We start from the raw sequence: 18,591 nt of genomic DNA, 5'->3' as shown, positions 1-18,591 counted from the left end.
TTCTAGGTGGTCCGGTCGATGGCGGATCCGCGTGCGTTGTACTTGGAGATCGCTCGTTTGACGATGCGGTCTCTGTTGCGGACCCGCCGCTCGGGCAGGAGTTGGGCCAGCACATGGCGGCCGATGACGCCGGCCAGGTCAATCACGGTGTCGGCGATGATGCCCGCGGCCAGGGCGAGTTGATCGCGGGCAGCGGACAGGGCGACGGTGAAGCCAGCCTGGTCCGGGTCGGTGCCCGCGATGCTGTCAGTTGCATCCGTTATGGCGGTCCGCAGTGCCTGATAGGCGACCAGCAGTGCCCAGACCTCCTGCTCGATCCCGGCCGCGATGTGGGCACGCAGGACCCGTCCGCCCAGGATCGTGGATTTCAGCTCCGCGTAGGCCGTCTTGATCTCCCAGCGCTCGTGGTAGAGCCGGACGAGTTCACGGGCCGGGTGGGCCGACGGATCGGTGAGGGTGGTCAGCAGCCGGTAGTGGCCGGTGTGGGTCCCCGGGACATGATGATGCTGATTTCGGCGTCGATGACGCGGACGGTAAGTGTACCGAGCCGGGCCAGGAACGAGCCGTCGCCGCAGTGGGTTACCGGCGGCAGCCTGCGTCCGGACTTGCACCGCACCAGCAGGTGTGCTCATCGGGGTCCGACATTTGAGGCCGGTCAGCCCGATCCGCTCTCACGTTCGGCGTGGTTCACGCCTAAGCCGAACCGCCGACACCCGGGAGTGCCTGAACCGTTTGACCTGGCGCTGGCCTACCACACCGTTCATCATCTCCGGTCATACCACTGCCCTTCCTGCCCGAGAAGAAGGGGTCTTCACAGGGCGCGGAAGGGCAGCAGTCGACCGAGAGCACGCCAAGACCTACACCTGCAGGATCAGTGTCTCCGCCTGGCTGAGCACCGTCGCGCTCTCCTGCGCCTTCCCCCGGGCGAGCGCCAAGCGTTCCATCCACTGGATCCGCTGGTCGGCAGGCAGCGGATCCTCGCCAAGCCGGAGGCGCAGCCGGCTCGCTTCGTCGAAGTCTGCCAGGAGGGCATTGGCCGCGTCGATCGCCCGCTGGTAGATGCCTTCCGCCAGCTCGATCCGGGCCGGCAGCTCCCGCCGGAGTTCCGTGAGCCGGTCGCGCGGGTCCGCGGGCGGCGTCTGTCCGTTCACTGTGGTGGCGTCGTACGGCTCGCCGCTGCTGTCTGAGCCGGCCTCGGTGCTGGTCGTTCCGTCGCTGGCGCCACCCGTTCGGGACGCACGGCCCAACTCCGTCGGGAAGAGATGGTCGAACCACTCCTTGTCGGCGACGTAGGAGGTGGGGTCACCGTTGAGGTCGGGAGCGAGCACCATCCCCGGCACGATCGGGGTACGGTCCTCCTCGCCCCAGAGGCTCTCGCCGTAGCAGACCGGCAGCCCGCCGTCGGGGGCTTCGGGTGCCTGAGTCGCGTCTGGGTGCTGCAGCACGGACCGCGCGAACGCGAGCAGCAGCGCCCTGCTGACGCCCGGCACCGCCTCGGTGTAGGCGAGTGTCAGAGCCGCGAGAGCATTGGTCGGGGTACGGCGCACGCCCTTGCGCCCCTCGCCCGCCTCACTGCCCTGGCCCGGAGTGATCAGCGGTTCGGGCGCGTGGATCAGGGCGGGTGCCATCCGCCGCACCAATGCCTCCCACGCGGTGGCGTCTCCCGCCTCGGCACCGAGGAGTAGCTCCTTGAGCGGCCGCGGGTCCTGCCCGGAACCGTCCTTGACCTCCGTCGTGCCGAACATGCCGAGGGCGGACAGGATGTTGGCGCGGTGCAGGAACAGCTGCGCGACGGCGGCGGACCACAGCCTGGTACGCGCTTCCGCGGTCTTGGCGCGGACCTGGCTCCACGGCGCTTCCTGCAGGGCGGCCCGCACGATCGGCCAATCGAGTCCGGTGTCCCGAACCTGGCGCCTGGCCGTCTGCGGTCCGGCAGGAGGTACGTCCGGGAAGACCAGGGTGGTGATCGCCCGGATGGCGATGTCCCGCAGGGTGACCGGCGAGACCTTTTCGTCGGCTGGCAGCAGCGGTGCCAGCGGGTCGAGTGGGCCGTTCGCGGTGAGAGCGTCGCGCACGCCTCCCAGGTCCAGCAGCTCTGCACCCTGTGCGGTCGGGAAGGCGTCCGCGAGCACTGGGCCGAGCCTGCCGTCTTTCACGTAGGCGTCGACGAGCGTGGCGAACAGGGCGATCAGGCGCGCGTCCTCGTCGTACGGCTGGATGCCGCGCAGGTGGTCGTTGACGTTCAGCGCCCGCAGGACGTGCTCCAGGGCGGTCGGGTTGCTGCAACCGATGACGATCTCGGTCGGCACGGTGGCGATCTTCATCGCCCGCAGCGCGTTGTGGTCCGGCTCCGTCGCTTCCGAGGCGCTGGCCTCGTTGAAGGCGTGCGAGACGCGGTTGAGAATCTCCCGCTGATTGAGCAGCAGGACACCAGGGTCGTTCGGCCCCTTGGGCAGTGGCACAGCAGACTGGGGCATCCCAGTAACCAGATGCTCGGAACGCAGACCGAAGATGTCGAGGCGGGCCAGCGCGCGGTTGTTGGCGGTCACCGCGACCATCCGCCACAGCCGGGAGGTGCCGCCGTCTTCGTTTGTGACCTGCCATTGCTGGAGGACGCTCATGCCGCGCGTCAGCTGGCCGGCTGCGACCAAGGACTCGGCGAGGTCGTAGCCGCGGGTCTTGCCGGAGCGGCGCAGGTTGTCCACGGCGTAGCCGTTGATGTGGAACGCCACCTCGTACGGCTGCTCAGCGAGGACGAGGGCGGACCTGGGTTCCTCATCTTCCTGGGCCGCGTGGACCACCGGGCGGGGTCGGCGCTGGCCGAGCGTGGCGAGCAGGGCGGCCTTCGTGCGCTCGGCCTCCCGGACCCGCTTGGTGGCCTGTGCGTACTTCTCCTCAGCGGCGGCGAGGGCCGCTGCGGCGTGCTGGTCGTCGCTGGGCGCGCGTCGCCGGACGTCTCGCTCCTTCTCGGCGAGCTTCACGGCCTTTGCCGCGTTCTCCACGTCGGCTTCTGCGGCGACGAGTTCGGAGACGCGCCGGGTGGCTTCCGGGCTGGGCGGGGCCCAGGAACTGACCGTGCGGTCGTTCAGGTCCCACGGGACCACGGCGGCGCCGTGGACGTCGCATAGGAGCAGGAGCACTTTGTCGTTGCCCGAGTTGACCACGCGCCAGGCGGAGGGGATGAGGACCTTCTTGCCGCGGGTGGTAGTGACGATCTTCTTGATCTCGGTGTCGCCGAGGGCGGTGGCGAGACCCTCGGTGATCGCGGAGCGCGGGGGCGGGATCACGCCCTCCTGCTCGCAGATGTTCTCGACGGCGTCCGCGAGTCGTTCGCCCCACAGATCGGTACCGATGTACGGGTACATGCCTTCCGGCCGCTTGGTTGCCAAGGGAGTTGTCCTCTCCCAGCCCAGGCTGGGTGTCAGCACGCACCCGACCACCAGGCGCGTGACACGCGCCCGAGGTGGAGCCTCGCGGCAGCGGATAGGGGCCGACAACAGTGGTCGTCAGGCTCGTTCCGCTTCATACAACCCAGCTGCCGGCGCCCGCAGAAGGATCAACCCGAACAGCACCATGGGCCTGGGGTCTCTCGACTGGTTTCCTGCTCCGCCGGCGGCGGCATGAGGCGGACGCCGGGGATGAGCCACCGACGTGTGCTGTGGACTCTGCCATCAGGTGCTCGCTGGCAGCTTCATCCCTCCGACAGCGTTCACTCAATCGAGTGACTTTCGCCGTTCTCAACACCTACCTGCGGCAAACCGGCCTGGTCGGACGCCGAGAGACCGGCACGGTCTTCGACCTCCCCGCTGAGGCCCCCGCCGACAGTCCGGACCGCGCCATTGCTGAGGCACTCCCTCTCAACGCAGCCTCGGAATGGCAACCGGCGGGTCGGACGGCAGCGCCAGTCTCCATCGACTCGCCCCGAGGAGGACGGACCGGGCCGTGCTCTCGTCCTCGGCAGGCGCCAGGCGGGCACTCACCCAGGTTTCCCGCCCCGGTACGGGCAGCCCCAGGCCCCGGGCAGCCTCGGCGTCGTCGGGCCACTCGCCGAAAACGACGATGCCGTCCGCTGCCAGCCTCTCCCTGGCCTCGCGGATCCGCCTTGGTCCGTTGGCCTGCCGTGTAACGGCATCGATGTCCGACCGGGGCACCAGGCGGCGCTGCACTGCGCGGAACAGCGACTCCACTCGGAGCTGCCCCCTGGGATCCGAGAGGACCGCTTCCGCCTCTTCCTCCGAAAGCGTCGCCAGCACGCTTCCCGGAAAGGGGATGTCGCGGTGGATCCATGTGATGGCCCTGCGCCCTGATCCGCTCAACATCCGTTTGCCGTCCCGGTTGGACGCGCCGGCCAGGGTCTCAGGAGTGGCCCTCACCAAGCCCAGACTCCACAAGTTCCTCCGGGTGTCGAGGCCAACCAGCAGGCACAGAGCGCCGACGAGTTCCGGCGGGATCATCCAGCTCTGGCCGGTTGACACCTTCACGTCCACCTCGGTGCCAGCGACCGTGAGATCGAGCCCGTTGCCGTGCTCGAACTGGAACTCATGGCGCAGGAGGTTCTCGACCACCTGTCCGAGCGTTGCCTTCTCGAACTTACTGAGGCTTTCCCAGCGGTAGCGTCCGGTGTGCTCCCCGTCGAGGAGCCGTCCCATCGCCTGGGCCACAACGGCCGTCATCCGCTGCCCCCGGGGGTCGAGCCGCACCAGCTCCTGCTGGACCGAGACGATCTCCGTGTCCTCGTCGGCAGACGGGCCGGTCTGGGACACATCCGCCGGTCGGCGCTCGGTGCGGCCAGTCGGCGCCGCCCTCTGGGCCGCCGCCAGGAGGGACTCCAGCGACGAGATCCGGCGCTGGGCCTCCTGGGTGGCCTGGAGCGCCGCGTCCCGCTCACCGGTGACGACCAGCAACTGGCGTTCGAAAGCGGCGAGTTCGGTTTCGACGGGCCCCAGGCGCAGAGTGAGCGCTGCTTCGGCTTCCAGCCTGCCCTGGAGCGCGGCGTCGAGGGCGGCGTTGGCCTCCAGCAGGCGGTCCTGAACCGCCACCAGCTTCAGGAGGTGGGCTCTGCAGTCGTCGGCGGCGACCGCTTCGTCGTCCCGGCCGGGGCCGGAATGGACCGGTCGCTTCCACGACTTCTGTAGCAACTCCTCCGCTGTGCTCCAAGCCGCTTGGGCTTCCTTGGAGTCTGTGACGCAAACGCCGATCACGGCCCGGACCAGGCTCACGTCGTTGCGGAGATGGGAGCCGCCCAAACGCCTGTGGAGAGTCGACAGCCCTGGCTTCTTCTTGCCACCGATCAGCTCCGGCATCCTGAAGTGGACCTGTGCCACAGTCAGTCCCGCCTTGGCGCGCAACCGCCGCAGGTGCTCGACGAGTTCCTTCTCCGCAGCGGACGTGCCGCGTGGCACGCCCATCGGGCGCCCGCCTCGATTCCCCGACATCGGCCTCTATTCTCTCTTCCTTCATGGTTTTCTCAGTTGAATTGGGACTACCCTATCGCGTGCCCCTTCCCGGCTGCACTCTGGAGATCGCATCCGTGCCGCAGAAGGAGTTCCACCGCACATGGCCCAGCGCCGCTCATCTCCCCGCCACCGCGCATACGACTTCGCAGCCTTCGTCGCAGTGCTCGCCACCGGCGTGGCCCTGGTGGCACTCGGCACCTCCCCCGAGTCGTTGGCCGCAGTGACCATCGCACTCTCTGGTCTCTACTCGACGTGGCGACTGGGTGCGGCGGACCGCGACGCCCCACCGCCGGCCACCCCCGCCCAACAGCGGCCTGCGAGAGAAGCAGCCACCGACCGGGCGGAAGCCCCGGAGATCACCAGGTCGAATCCCTGACCGTCTATACCTGTACGGCCCGGAAGACCTCATGCGCTCTGTCCGCCACAGGGTCTCCGGGCCGACCGCCGCAATCTGGCTGACGGGACCGACGGTCAGCGACGGCGGATCCAAGTAGCGGCACACCGCCATGCACAGGTAGCCCATAATGGGATATCAGCCCCAGCGTCCGGACCCTGGTGGTGGCGGTCGGGGCCGGGAGAGCCGTATGCGACCCCAGGGGCTTGACCCCTCGGTCAAGAGCCGGCACCCGACCCCGTCCGCCACTACCAACGCATCCAGTCCGGTGATCGGGTCGTTGGTGTGCATAATCCAACGACCTCTCACTGCCTCGAGAGCGAGCTCTCGCCCCGGACCGAGAGCCCAGCGGGCAGCTGAAGTTCCGAACGACTGATCGAACACCGGGTTGGTCCTTCAAGCAGAGAGACAAGTACCCCGCACGGCCGCGACCGGTAGCAGCACAAGCCCCCGGAAGGGACACGAACGAGAAGATGGGTGTGTTCTGTGGCATCGACTGGGCCAGCGACCATCACGACGTCGCCCTGGTCGACCAGAATGGAGCCCTGTTGGCCCGGGCACGGATCAGCGACGACCACGCTGGCCTACGGCAGCTGCTCGCCCTGCTCGCCGCACACCACGACACCGAGGACGCTCCGATCCCGGTAGCGATCGAGACCTCCCGCGGTCTGCTGGTGGCCTGCCTATGAGCGACCAATCGCACGGTCTACGCAATCAACCCGATGGCTGCCGCCCGATACCGGGACCGGCACGCCGTCGCCCGTAAGAAGTCGGACCACCTCGACGCCATGGTCCTGGCCAATATCCTGCGCACGGACGCCGCCGCCCACCGTCCTCTCCCCAGTGACAGCGAGCTCGCCCAGGCCATCGCGGTCCTGGCCAGAGCCCAGCAAGACGCTGTCTGGGACCGTACGCAGGCCGGCAACAAACTCCGTTCCCATCTGCGTAATTACTTCCCTGGTTTCCTCGCCGCCGTCCAGCCATTACACGACGGGCTGCACTCCCCAATCGCCCGTACGGTACTTGCCGCCGTCCCCACCCCAACCCAAGCAGCCAAGCTCACCCGCGCCCAGCTGCGGGCGTTGCTCGCCACGGCTGGCCGCAAGCGCGGCATCGACGCCGAAGCCAACCGGCTCCACGCAGCACTCCGCCTCACCCAGATGCGTCAACTTCCGCTGGTCGAGCAGGCCATGGGCCGCCAAACCACCGCCTTGGTCCAACAGTTGGAAGCAGCCTGCACCAGCGCCGACGAGCTCGCTCAGGCCGCAGTGGAGGCTTTTGACACACACCCGGACGCCGAGATCATCACCAGCTTTCCAGGGCTCGGCTCACTGACCGGTGCCCGGGTGCTCGCCGAGATCGGTGACGACCGAGCCCGTTTCACCGACGCACGCGGCCTCAAGGCATTCGCCGGGGCCGCACCGATTACCCGAGCATCCGGAAAGAGCGTCGCGGTCCTCGCCCGCCGGATCAAGAACCAGCGTCTGGCTTCTGCCGGCTACGTCTGGGCCTTCTCCGCGCTGACCGCCTCACCCGGCGCCCGGGCCCATTACGACCGACGCCGCGAGGCGAAAGACCGACACACCGCCGCTCAACGCAATCTCTTCAACCGCCTACTCGGGTGCCTCCATCACTGCCTCACCACGCGCGCGCTCTACGACGAAGCGATCGCGTTCCCCACACCAACCGGCCCCGAAGTCGACGCCGCCGTCTGACGTGCCACCGTCGACAGGAGGGACCGCTGCTCACCTTGGCGCGAGTGCCGTGATGTCGCCGGGAGTGCTCCGGCGATCGCCGTGCTGCCGGACCGGCGGACCGTCTGTCAGCAAGGCCACCCGCAACCGTGGCCATTTCCCGTCCGAGCAGGCCGCATTGACGGTCCTCTACCTCGCGGTCCGGGAGCTGATCAACCCCAAGGCACGCGACGTGAACGACGTCGCCGCACACTGGAAGGAGGCACTGAACCAGTTCTCACTCTTCTTCGAGGACCGGCTCAGCATCCAATAAGTAAAGGGGACTTACACGAAGTCCCGTACACGCCCAACGGGTGACGCGGAGACTGCGGAGACACCGCGGTTCTTCGGTGGCGAGCTCCCGCTGATCGGTTGTGCGAGGAACACGGTTCAGTGTCAGCGCGCACTGAGAGCATGGTCTGTCTGGTCCGGGAGGTCGGTGGGAGGGAAACAATGAGTCACCCGGCACAGGTCTATGTAGTCGTTGACTCCAGCAGAAACGCGGGCAAGGTCGGCCTGTCCGGGACCGCGTCGAACGTGCGCGTGCACCAGCATGCCGGATACGGGTGGGAGCTGTACCGCTCGCTTGTGCTCCCCACCCGCGAGCAGGCCTCCCAGGTCGAGGACTTGGTCAAGGGTGCTCTCCAGCTTCGCGGAGTTCTCGGGTTTCTACGGCCCGAGGAGATGCCCCAGGGTGGCTACACCGAGACGTTCGACATCCGGGTGGTATCGCCGGCCGAGGTGTTCGGAATGGTCGTCGCCGGGGCCGCGCTGCTTCCACCCATCGTGCCCGGTGCCGAGCTGGCGGCCGTGCCGGTGCTTGTCGAGCTGGACGCGGCATCGAAGAAGAGCCGGTTCGGCAGGCTCAAGGACAAGTTCTTCCGCAAGGCAGCGCGCTCCGCCCCTGCCCCGGAACCAGAGGTCGTCGCCCCGCCGACCACACGACCGGCGATTCCACTGCCGTCGGCCCGCAAGCCCAGCCCCATCACGACGGAGACGATCAGCAATCCCAATCTGCAAACGGCAGACTTGAACCGTCGGCTCGCCGCCCGGCTGTATACGAGGCCGGACCCGTACGAGGTCGACTGGACCCTCTGCGCGACGTGCAAGAGGCTGACCCGCGCCCTGGTCGCCGTCATCCTGTGGGATCGTCCCGAGTGCTTCCGTTGCAGGCCGCCCGGCTTCCCTCTCCTGGTCCCTGGAGTGGGACAGCATCCGGGTGTCATGATCAGCGGCCGGACGCGCCGGGTACGCCCGGGCCGCGAGCACCGAAGCGTGCTTACCCTATGGGGTGTCACCAATGGTGCCGGGCAGGACGTCCGAGAGCTGATTCATTCGAGGTCCGTCGGGTGGCTCCAGGCAACGCGGGCCGAGCTCCTGGCCCGGGCGATCATCCACAGGCTGGACTTCGACTATGGGATGACGCCGAAGCAGCCCGAGCCGGACACCATCTACAGCGACGAGCGCGACCCGGAGAAGCATGGCGGCCGACTGCCCTATCGTTTTCGCAGCCGGGATGTGGACGCCCGCCACCTGGCTGAGCTCGCCCGCACTGAGTACGAACTTCTCAACGCTGCCGACGCGAGGCTGCATAGGGCGCTCACCGAGACCGAGGAGCGGGCGCTCCAAGAAGCCGCCCCATACAGGTGGAGCAGCCTCGAGGAGACGCTCCCGGAGCTCGGCAGACGGTTCTTCCCGGAGTTCCCCGGCTTCAATGAGTACCCCGGCATGGGCATCAAGTGGCCGGTGGAAGCCGAGCAGGCTGCCTCTGACACAGGGCGTTAGGCGGCTACCGCGGCCGCGCCGAACAGCGCGGCCGACGGTCGGACGGTTGGGTCATTCGTCCGTGTCCTCTTCGGGATCAGCTCCCAGGGGCAACAGGTACTCGCCGAGCTTCTTGGCCAGGTGGAGCGGGTACGGCAGCGCGAGGAGGGCGTCGTAGTAGTCGGTGGCGCGCAGGTAGTGAGCGAGGTGCGCCCACATCTGGGGTTCCGGGTCGGCAGGTTGGCAGGCCACGACTGCCAACTCGAGCGGGCGCGGGTTCCAGGATGCCTTGTGCGCTTCGATGACGAGTTGGTCGTGCACCATCCGGTGGATGAGCGTTGAGGCATCGCGGGACAGATCGCTGCGGCTGCCGGGTTTGCCTCCGGTGGAGTGGAACACGCGGGTGGAGCCGTGGACGGGCCAGACGTTGCTACTGAATCCGTACTCGGGCAGGGGCTGTGGTTCGGTCGTGTCTTCGGAGTCCGGAGCGGCCGTGGGGGGCTTGATGGCATAGGCCTGGGGTGTTTCGAAGGTGCTTCCGCAGCTGCGGACGTGGACGTGGCGTAGGCCGGGATAGAGCGCGATGGAGCGTGGTGCGGCCTTGCCGATGGTGACGCTGTCGAGAGCGATCTTGGCGTTCTGCAGGCCCGGGGCCATCGTGCGCAGGTTGTGCGCATCGGTGAGGAGGAGGGTTGGCCGGCCTGTGGTGTTGAGGTCCTGGAGGAGTGCCTGGAGGAAGGTGGCGATGGGGTCGATGCGGTCATTGAAGGCTGAGGGCATGGGCTGGGCGATGTCGGGGAGGTGGAGTGCGAAGTCTGAGAGGTCGCACCACGGAACGTCGCGGGCGCATGCCTGGGCGGTCTGCTTGATGGGGTCAAGGAGGACGGCGATCGGGCAGAGGTAGCGGCGTCCGCCTCGGCCTCCGTTCCTGGCGGTGACGGCCCAGAGTCCGACGTACTGGATGTCGTCCGGGAGGCCTTTGAGGCGGGGGCGGTGAATGACGACGTCTCCGAGGTGGCGGCGGGCGTCGAGCCAGGTGCTGGCGATTCGGCCCCAGGTCTCCTTCTCGGCCTTCTTGCGTTGTGCCGGGTCTTTCTCGGGCGTGAAAGGTTTGACCGGGGTGAAGAACTGGGCTCGGTAGCCGGCGCGGGCGAGGCCGATGCGCAGGGCGTCCTTGGGGTCGCCGACGGGGTAGTGGTCCGCGTTGGGGAGCTCGACAAGGGCGACAGCCTTGCGGGGAGGCGGGGGCATGGTCGCCATCACTTCTCGGATGCGCGCGTCGGTGGCTTCGGCGAGGGCGCGGGCGCGGTCTGCTGCTTTGAGCTTCGAGTAGCTGGCGGGAAGGGGAAGTGCGGCGGCCAGTTTGCCGAGGGGTGCCTGGGTGATGGTGAGGGTGAGGCCATCGCCGGTGAAGCGTAGTGCGCCGCCTGGAAGGCGCTTTGCGTGGGTTTCGTCGAAGCCGAGGTCATCAAGGACGACGCCGACGACAGCACCCGGACCGGCGATCTTGTCGTCCTCGCTCCGGATGGACGGTGTGTCAGATCCGGTGCTGTGGAGGATATGGACGGTGGCTTCCCCGCCGGTGCGCATGGCGAGGCGGGCGCGGCGTTCATGGAGGTCCTGCTTCTTGCGGGGCTTGGGCAGGGTGCCAGGCCGCGGGCTCAGCGTCCCGTCGGTGGGAGTCTGGAGTTTGAGGCCGTAGGCAGCGAAGCGGTCGGCGATCCAGTGGTTGAGGGGCTGGCGGTCGACCGGCATGAGGCCGGCGCCGATTTCGTGCGGGGTGCTGAGCGTGGTGTGGTGGATCAGGCCGGCGCGGGTTCCGTTGCTCCCGTCGAGCCACTTCTTCGGCTGGTCGATGAGTTCCTGGGGTGTGGGGAGAGCGGCGCGGTGGGCGAGGGCGGTCAGGACATCGGGGAGGATGCCCCGCCAGCGCAGTCCGTTGCGGTAGACGATTCCGGATGAGGCGAACCCCGGGGTTTCGCCCGCGCCTTCGACCCAGGTGTCTCCTGGCCTGATGGTGACGCCGACCGCCTGGTTGTTCGGGACGCGCACCGGTTCGGTGATCCAGCGCCGGACTCCTGTGTGCGTGTACACCACCGGATGGGGAATCCCGAGGATGGTCTGCATGGTGATGCGGACCGTGAGCGAGTACCACCACATCTTCTTCTTGACAGGGTGGGGCATCGGCGGCCACGAGACGACCTCTGCCCCTTGCCAGGTCGGTGAAGGGAGGAAGCGGAGAGTGCGGGCGGTCTCGGCGAGGGGGTCCTGCATGGTGAAGTCGATGCCACACAGCAGGGCCGCAAGGGTGTCCGGTGCGGTGCGGAAGAGCAGTCCCGTGGGGCCTGCGGTGCCGTTGTCGGCTGTGGGGATGCTCCCGAGGGCCGGGGCCAGGTCGAGCGGTGTCCAGGTCGGGGCTGTCGTGTCGATGGCCTCGTAGACGCGGGCACGCAGGTCTGGTGCCACCTTCTTGATCTTGGTGTTGTTCTGCGCGAAGACCCCTGTGATGTCCTGGACGAGTTCGGGGCTGGCGAGCCGGGGCTCGTCCTGCCATCTCTCTGCGGTCCGGGGCGCCAGCAGCCAGGATGTGGTGTTGCGGTCGGCGTCCTTGGCGAAGCTCAGCAGGCCCGGGGCGAGCGTGTGGAGGGCGCTGTTGATGGCGCCGAGGGGGATGCGTGACTTGTAGGGGTTACCGGGTACTTCGAAGCAGGGCAGAAGGGCTTGTGCCCAGGTGGCGGGGATGCCGGCGGTCCACCAGCGGGTAGGAAAGCGTTCGAGGTCAGGGGTGAAGGAGAACTCACTGGTCTGGAGCTGGGGCCGGGTAGCCATACAGGGTCTCTCCTTGTTTACAGGCCGTAGTGGGTCAGCATCGTGCTCAGTGCCTTGTGGAACGGCCCATACAGGGCATCGGCGATCCGCTCGGCCGCGTCCGGGTCGTCTTCCTGCTTGGTGAAGTAGGGCGCGAGTGCGTCACGCATCCCGACGAGGAGGCTGTTCCTCGCCGTATCAATACCTGCGCCAGTAACGGTGCCCGGAGCGAACGCCTGGTCGCAGAAGTGCACGCGTGCGGGTACGTTGCCGCGCACCAGTCGGCCGATGACCTGGTTCAGGCACACGATCAGGTCCCAAGACAGGGCGGTCCGGTCGGAGTCGCCGAGGCGGCTGTAAGCGAGGTAGCGATGCAGGAGGCGGTGCCATTCGGAGCGCATCCAGCGGCGCGCCAGGACTGCGCTCTCGTCGAGCGTACGGTCAGCACTGGCGAGGACCTTCTGGAAGATGGGGTCGTCGAAGAGCAGGTCTGCGTAGGCATTGATCGCCTGCACGGCGAGGTGAATGTCGTCGGGTCGCGGGTGCGGGCGGGGGATGACGAACATGGAGCCGAAGGCGGCAGTGCCGCGCTCGTTCAGAATGTTGTGCCCGCGCTCGATGGCTTGCAGGGGCGCCACCAGGAGCCAGGCCCCGGTAGCCACGAACGAGCTGACGTCCCCGCGGCGCAGGGGGATTGTTCCCTCGGGGCCGACTTGGCCGGTGTTGCCTGGGGCGTCGTCGGGCACCAGGTAGCAAACCTTGCCGTGGAGATCCGGCTGGGCCTGTACCAAGGCTGCCGCTCCGAGAAAGCTGTCGGTGTAGCTGCCTACCAGCAGGATGATGCGTCGCCGCAGGTCGTCCTTGATCCCGTGGTCGCGTTCGTGTTCGAGAGGGCTGAGCCCGGAAAGCCCCCGTGTGGCGAGTGCTCGCATCATGGCCGTGAGTGCGCGTTCGCGCTCAGGGCCTGGCGGCAGTCCCGACATGGGGATGGGTTTTCCGGTCAGCGGGTCAGTTTGTGGGCTCAGGAAGAATTCGGTGTTGCGGATGAGATCGTCGGGGGCGCGCAGGATCCCTCCGACGGGCACAGGTACGTGGTAGCGGTGGGAGGTGCCGGCCCAGCTGGTGCCCGAGAGCAGCAAGACGTTCGGGCTCGGTTTGGCGTCGGCGTCCTGGAGGCTGGCGAGTTCGCGCAGGAGGACGCGGCCGGTGCCGACCGCCCGGAAGAACCGCAGTTCGGCACTTGCCTGGTGTGGCTTTGTCCCTCGGTCCTGTAGGTATTGGAAGCCGATGATGTTGCCCATAGGAGCGTCGGGGACAAAGGGCTGGTAATCCTCGGGCGGACGCTGTCCGAAGACGTTCTCGGAGGGGTCGAGCCCGAGCAGCCGCTGGACGCGGGGCCACAGGGTCGTGGCCCGGGCGAGATGGTGCTGGAGGACGGTGACGAGGAGTCCGAAGGCCAGCCGCACGACGGACTCTCCGAGGCGTTCCTCCTCCCATTTGCGGCTGTCCAGGAGGTAGCGGTGGTGCCAGTCCACGATCTGGCCGCTCGCCTCCTCGGCGCTCAGGTTGACCAGGGCGTGCACGAGTGCGGTGAGATCACGGCCCATCCCCGCGATCTCGCTCTCCTCGACCAGGTCATCGTCGATGTCCTCGGCCGCGACGCCGAGCGGTGCGTCGAGCCAGGCGTGGATCTGCGCCCGGAACCGGTCCGGGGCGTCGGGAATGCTCCCGTTCTCCTCCCAGGTCGTGACCAGGTCGTTCAGCAGCAGCCAGTTGTTGAAGTAGTTGAGGTCGACGTTTCCGACCAGGTGGTCTTCTTCGCGGAGCATCAGGTAGATCAGGTCGACGATCGCCGGCATCTGTCTGACCGCCTGGACGAACATCGTCACGTCCGGGATGCGCAGCGCCATGCGTGCGTCCTCGGCGACATTGCTGCTGACCCTGCGGTTGACTCGGTCCACCCACGAGGAAAGGCCCTTGCCGGCAAGCACGCCGGCGGGGAAGAACTCCCCGTCCAGGTATGCCTGTACGCGATCGGCCTCGTCAACCACGACCAGGTCGCTGCGCAGCAGGGCTGGCTCGAGATATCGCGAGGAGATCTCGTTCATGGGGGCGGGTACGGAGCTGTAGAGAAGGCTCGCTGGGGTGGCGACCCAGATCTTTGCGTGGGCGAGCTCTCGGGCGGCATGGTGGCGTTGGCAGTTCCACCATTGCGGGCAGTCGAACGGCTTGGAGGGTGAGGAGTCCTCTGTGCTGTTGTCGGCCACGGGTTCCAGGCGGCCTCGGCAGGGGGCGTCGTGGTACGGCAGAGGTGTGGGCTCGTCGTCCTGTCTCAGGGCTTCAAGGCCGCACGCGGTACTGAGGTCGGCGAAGCCCGGGTGGGCGTGGTCGAGCATGGAAGGCTGCGCGGCCGACTGTCGGCGGTGCAGGCGCAAGAGGTGGGTTTCGCGGTTTCCGTCGCCGCGGACCGCGGCTGCCGGGGCGCCGAGGGAGTTGAAGAAGCGGACGAGTTCGGTCTGTTCGGTCACGTCGCCGACGACGATGAGGGTGGTGCGATTGTGCCACGCGAGGTGCACGGCCAGGATGTCGCGCAGCGTGCTTTTTCCGGCTCCGACCATGCCGACGATGTGCAGAAGGCCGCTGATGGTGAGCCGGCTGGGGTCTGGGGAGAACGTGCCGCTGACCGCGTCGAAAACGTCGATCTTCAGGTCGTCGAAGCGCTTGCTCCACTTCTCGTCCGCGTGGCCGGCCTTGACGCGAAGGGACTGGATCTTGCGGGCTGTCTTCCTGAGGTCGCGCCAGAGCGGCTCGACCGGCGCGGCGTCCGGCCGTCCGTCCAGCGAGTGGGGGAGACCGGACTTGGCCGTAGGGAGGGTGTCGGGGATGTGGAGGGGAATCTCCCGGCCGCCGCTTCGAACCCGGTAATCGCCCGCTGGGGCCGGCCGATAGCGGGCGGCTGTGAAGGCGGGTGCCTTCAGAAGCGTTTGGGCGAACAGTTCGTGACGGGCCGGCTCGATGCCGGGTGTCCTGCGGCGGACTAGGCCGGTCTCGGGTTCCCGCTCGAAGGCCCGGTTCAACACAGGCTCGGCCCAGTACCTCTTGAGCGCGTCGCGCCACGCTCGGCGGCGGCGCATCGGCCAGAGGTAGTGGCGGGCGACGGCGAGAAGCCTGCGTCCTTCCGGACTGAGGGGATCCTTCAGCAGTCGGGCGTACTTGTCGCGGCTGAGCAGGCACCACAAGCCGTCGGGCGGCTCCGCCACCCCGAGCTCGAGCCAGACCGTCAAGCCCAACTCCACCTGTGCGAAGACCAATGCGTCCCAGTGCGTAGCACGGCGCTCGGGTGCGAGCTTGAGCTTCTTTGCCCAGGCGGTCCACTTACGCATGTGAGCTCCTGGACACCCTGCTCGCGAGACGGGCGGCCTGCCGGACGACGTCGTCGACCGAGAGGACCTCGAATCCGAACTCGGCCCTCGGCCGGAGGCTTCGCACTCGCTCCAGATACCCGTGGGCCCGGTCGATGCGATACTGCGGCACGGCGACGATCGCCCGCCGGTACGGTGGCAGTGGTTCCCCTCTCGGAAAGCGGTGCAATCCCTCCGCCAGGAGGTCGGGGTTGGCATGGTCCTTGACGTCGATGGCCCAGCAGGTGCCGTCAGCGAAGACCACCAGGAGATCGACCAGGTCGACGCCCGGCCACATAAGCACGGCCACCACCCCGGGCATCCGCAGCGCGTCTTCGAGCTGGGTCTCGGCGAGCCCGGGGCCGTGGGTGTACAGCCTCAGAGCTGTTCGGAGCATCCAAAGCGGCTTGTCGGCCGCGTAGCGTGTGCCTACCCGGCGCCAAGTCCCCCCGAGCCGGCACTGGTCGAGCGCGCAGATCCAACCGCCCCGGGACCTCGGTGACATGAGCCCGCAGCACGACTTGCAAGCCGCGAAGATCCCGTGCACCTGGAGCGCTGATGGAACCGGCAGGTAGAACTGGGCGACGAGGTCCATGACCGGCTCCAGGACAGCCGTCCGCTGGACCTTGGCCCAACGCCTGGCGTCCAGGATTGGCTCGCGGACGCACAGTCGCCGAAGAGCCTCATAGGCGGCCTGGAGACCCTGTTCTCGGCATCGCCGAACGGCCTCGCCCATGAGCCGGTTCTGCACCACCTCGAGTTCGGGGTTGCCAGCCGACAGCGCCAACGACAGGCACAGCTGCGTGGGGCCGGCCTCGGTGACCAGCGGCTCGTCCTCCGCGACGAGTCCATCGGGCAGCGGAAAGGGCCACTCCTTCAGTGGCTTCCGGCACCAGCGGACGAGATCAGTCATGTCCTGAGGCGGGATGCGGCCAGCGTTCCAGCTTTCGAGCGTCAGCCTGTTGAGGACCCGCTGCAGGACTGGAGGATACGGCGACGCACCCTCGCGGAGGACGGCTGCATCCCGCTGCGCCAAGAGGACCAGCCCACTGGCGGTCAGGCGGACGAGGTCACCCTGATCTACCGCTTCCGGACCCGCGCTCTCCGGTCGGTCCTGTGCCACCGGCCCTCCGTTGCCGCCGACTCGCTTGGCATACGGATGGATTCTGGCAGCGAGGGTCTGCCGGGTTCGACTCGGCTCCGCTCGTACGAGTGACTTCAGGATGGATTGACGACTGCGGGAGGCAAGCAGTGGTAGGGGCTCAGCGCTGGATGCTCCAAGTCGTCATCGACGCACTCGAGCAGCATCCCCCGGCACTTGTCACATTGACAGGCGCATACTCCTCCGGGGCCGGTCCGTGCCCAGGAACCGGGCCACCCGGCTGGTACAGATGACGATACGGGCGATCCACCGCTTTTCTTAGGGCTCAAGTCTCAGCCCGAAGTCGCGTTTGGATCCGTGCTCCTGACACCCCGATTGCCGCTGCTGGTGGCTGGACCCACCGAGCATCTCCGTTCACGATCGTGACGTGACATCCTTGGCTCTCGGGGCTGCGGACCAACCCGTACTTCGCAGCATCCACCACCTGGATAGGACTACAGGCATGGACAAGACCAGGCTGCTCGCCTCCGCGCAACGCCAGATGAACCGGGCCATGAGCGCTTGGTGCACCAGCGATAACGACATGGCTGTGCTTCATGGGGGTATCGGTACCGAGCACCTACTCAAAGCGCTCCTTTCCGCCCGCCATCCATCTCTTCTTGTCGACGGCCGCGACTTCAGTAGCCTCCTTCACGCCACTGGTCAGAGTGCCCATGCCGCCTCTCCTGAGACCAAGGTCAAGACCACTGGGGCCCTTGACGCCTTCAAGCGGGCCGCCGCTCTCATCGCCATGCCTGTCAAGGAACGTGATCTCGACCCGCTTCTGACGGCACGAAATGGTGTGGCACACCTGGGAGCACACGATGACGCTATTACTCACGAGGCCCTTGCGGTCGCCATTACCGTGGCCGATGCGGTCCTGGCGGATCTCCAAGAAGACATTCCAGCCTTTTGGGGGACGTGGGCAGAAGCTCGCCTGGACCTCGAACAAATGCAACGAGACGCCCGCATTGCGGCAGAGCAGTCTCAAAAGCAAGAAGCTGTCGAAACTGCCGATGAGTCACAGCTAGAGCATTGGGAAGATCGGCTCCTGGAACCGATGGCCGAAGACTTCCGCAGCGATAGCTTCCAGGTAGCTCAAATAGCGGTCGCCGTGAAGGTGAGGTGCGCCAAGAAGCTCTACCGCGCCCTCTACTACGGCAAAACACCGGAAGAAATCATGAAGGCCGACTTGGTAGAGCCGGAGGCGGACAGGGGCGAGTACGGCCAGTGCCTTTACCGTTCAACAAAATGCCCTGTCTGCGGCGCCGACGGCGATGTCCACGCGTCTCTGAGGAACCAGCCTAAACGTTCCAAGAAGAAGGGGCGGGGGAGGCGCGTGCAGCGAGAATTCCCAGACTACTTCGACTGCTACACCTGCGGCCTCGAACTTGACAACCGCTACGAACTCGAAGTCCTCGGGATGGCTGAGCCATCCGAGACCGGATGGTTCATCTAAGAAGCGGGAACATCCGGTCACGCTCTCGCACTAGAGCTCGACCTCTCTGCGATGGCCGCTACGATCGTCTTTGCGGCGGCCAGCCACACCTAGAGTCAGAAATCCGGCAGCATAACAACATGGCTAAGTGTTTTGAGTGCGGAACCAGCTTCAACGTCTCAGAGGCGCGAGACCGGTACCAGTCGGAGCCCGGTGTAGACGAGGGTGAATATGACGGCCTGCACGGCGGAGAATGGTCCGCAGCTTGCGCCGTAGCGCGAGCTGAAGGACTCATGAACCGCGGTCGCGCAATCTTCATGATGAATGGCGATGAAGACTATGACGATGACTTCGTGCAAAAGTTCTATAGCGGCTTCCCGTAAACGCAAAAATGCCCCTCTCCGCGATGGAGAGGGGCATTTCGGGTTCGGTGCTACTTGCGGTGCTTCCACCACT

10 protein-coding genes and 1 pseudogene are annotated in these 18,591 nt (G+C 67.0%); 5 read left to right on the top strand and 6 right to left on the bottom strand.

Features of this window, described 5'->3' with window-relative positions:
- Positions 1–2: 2 nt before the first annotated feature.
- The 3 genes from MCM47_RS15485 to MCM47_RS15475 form a co-directional block, all read right to left on the bottom strand.
- A complete protein-coding gene (locus tag MCM47_RS15485) occupies positions 3–632 on the bottom strand; it encodes a transposase (RefSeq protein WP_238862195.1) in 630 nt (209 codons plus the stop codon).
- Between the two features lie 225 nt (positions 633–857).
- Positions 858–3,440: a hypothetical protein gene (locus tag MCM47_RS15480; protein WP_238862194.1), complete on the bottom strand. Its 2,583-nt coding sequence runs from the start codon at positions 3,438–3,440 to the stop codon at positions 858–860.
- Positions 3,441–3,857: 417 nt separating this feature from the next.
- Entirely contained in the window at positions 3,858–5,408 is a 1,551-nt protein-coding gene (locus MCM47_RS15475) for a NaeI family type II restriction endonuclease (RefSeq protein ID WP_238862193.1), read from the bottom strand.
- Positions 5,409–5,556: 148 nt separating this feature from the next.
- On the opposite strand from MCM47_RS15475, the gene MCM47_RS15470 reads away from it, so the two are divergent.
- From MCM47_RS15470 to MCM47_RS15460, 4 genes and pseudogenes are all read left to right on the top strand, one after another.
- Positions 5,557–5,832 (top strand): hypothetical protein, encoded by a 276-nt coding sequence (locus tag MCM47_RS15470; RefSeq protein ID WP_238862192.1) that lies wholly within the window; start codon positions 5,557–5,559, stop codon positions 5,830–5,832.
- Positions 5,833–6,323: 491 nt separating this feature from the next.
- A pseudogene (locus tag MCM47_RS15465) lies at positions 6,324–7,565 on the top strand (IS110 family transposase).
- A gap of 157 nt (positions 7,566–7,722) precedes the next feature.
- Positions 7,723–7,857: a hypothetical protein gene (locus tag MCM47_RS41740; protein ID WP_255752288.1), complete on the top strand. Its 135-nt coding sequence runs from the start codon at positions 7,723–7,725 to the stop codon at positions 7,855–7,857.
- A 119-nt stretch (positions 7,858–7,976) separates the two neighbouring features.
- Complete coding sequence (locus tag MCM47_RS15460; protein WP_238862191.1) at positions 7,977–9,368, top strand: hypothetical protein; 1,392 nt, start codon at positions 7,977–7,979, stop codon at positions 9,366–9,368.
- Positions 9,369–9,419: 51 nt separating this feature from the next.
- Here the strand turns inward: MCM47_RS15460 and MCM47_RS15455 are convergent, their stop codons facing one another.
- Genes MCM47_RS15455 through MCM47_RS15445 form a run of 3 tightly spaced genes read right to left on the bottom strand, consistent with a single transcriptional unit; the run spans position 9,420 to position 16,679 of the window.
- Positions 9,420–12,176: a pPIWI_RE module domain-containing protein gene (locus tag MCM47_RS15455; protein WP_238862190.1), complete on the bottom strand. Its 2,757-nt coding sequence runs from the start codon at positions 12,174–12,176 to the stop codon at positions 9,420–9,422.
- A 17-nt stretch (positions 12,177–12,193) separates the two neighbouring features.
- Positions 12,194–15,538 (bottom strand): hypothetical protein, encoded by a 3,345-nt coding sequence (locus tag MCM47_RS15450; RefSeq protein WP_238862189.1) that lies wholly within the window; start codon positions 15,536–15,538, stop codon positions 12,194–12,196.
- Positions 15,531–16,679, bottom strand: a complete 1,149-nt coding sequence (locus tag MCM47_RS15445) for a hypothetical protein (RefSeq protein ID WP_238862188.1) — start codon at positions 16,677–16,679, stop codon at positions 15,531–15,533. The genes MCM47_RS15450 and MCM47_RS15445 overlap by 8 nt, the downstream gene beginning before the upstream one ends.
- Positions 16,680–17,160: 481 nt before the next feature.
- On the opposite strand from MCM47_RS15445, the gene MCM47_RS15440 reads away from it, so the two are divergent.
- Entirely contained in the window at positions 17,161–18,156 is a 996-nt protein-coding gene (locus MCM47_RS15440; RefSeq protein ID WP_238862187.1) for a hypothetical protein, read from the top strand.
- The last annotated feature ends 435 nt before the right edge of the window (positions 18,157–18,591 follow it).

Source organism: Kitasatospora sp. A2-31 (assembly GCF_022288725.1).
Classification (GTDB): domain Bacteria; phylum Actinomycetota; class Actinomycetes; order Streptomycetales; family Streptomycetaceae; genus Kitasatospora.
The sequence above is the reverse complement of the archived record's forward strand: the minus strand, read 5'-3'. Positions and strand labels throughout refer to the sequence as shown.

Excerpts from the sequence above, each read along its gene's own strand:
- MCM47_RS15485 (WP_238862195.1), bottom strand. The coding sequence starts at position 632 with ATGAGCACACCTGCTGGTGCGGTGCAAGTCCGGACGCAGGCTGCCGCC.
- MCM47_RS15475 (WP_238862193.1), bottom strand. The coding sequence starts at position 5,408 with ATGGGCGTGCCACGCGGCACGTCCGCTGCGGAGAAGGAACTCGTCGAG.
- MCM47_RS15470 (WP_238862192.1), top strand. The coding sequence starts at position 5,557 with ATGGCCCAGCGCCGCTCATCTCCCCGCCACCGCGCATACGACTTCGCA.
- MCM47_RS15455 (WP_238862190.1), bottom strand. The coding sequence starts at position 12,176 with ATGGCTACCCGGCCCCAGCTCCAGACCAGTGAGTTCTCCTTCACCCCT.
- MCM47_RS15450 (WP_238862189.1), bottom strand. The coding sequence starts at position 15,538 with ATGCGTAAGTGGACCGCCTGGGCAAAGAAGCTCAAGCTCGCACCCGAG.
- MCM47_RS15440 (WP_238862187.1), top strand. The coding sequence starts at position 17,161 with ATGGACAAGACCAGGCTGCTCGCCTCCGCGCAACGCCAGATGAACCGG.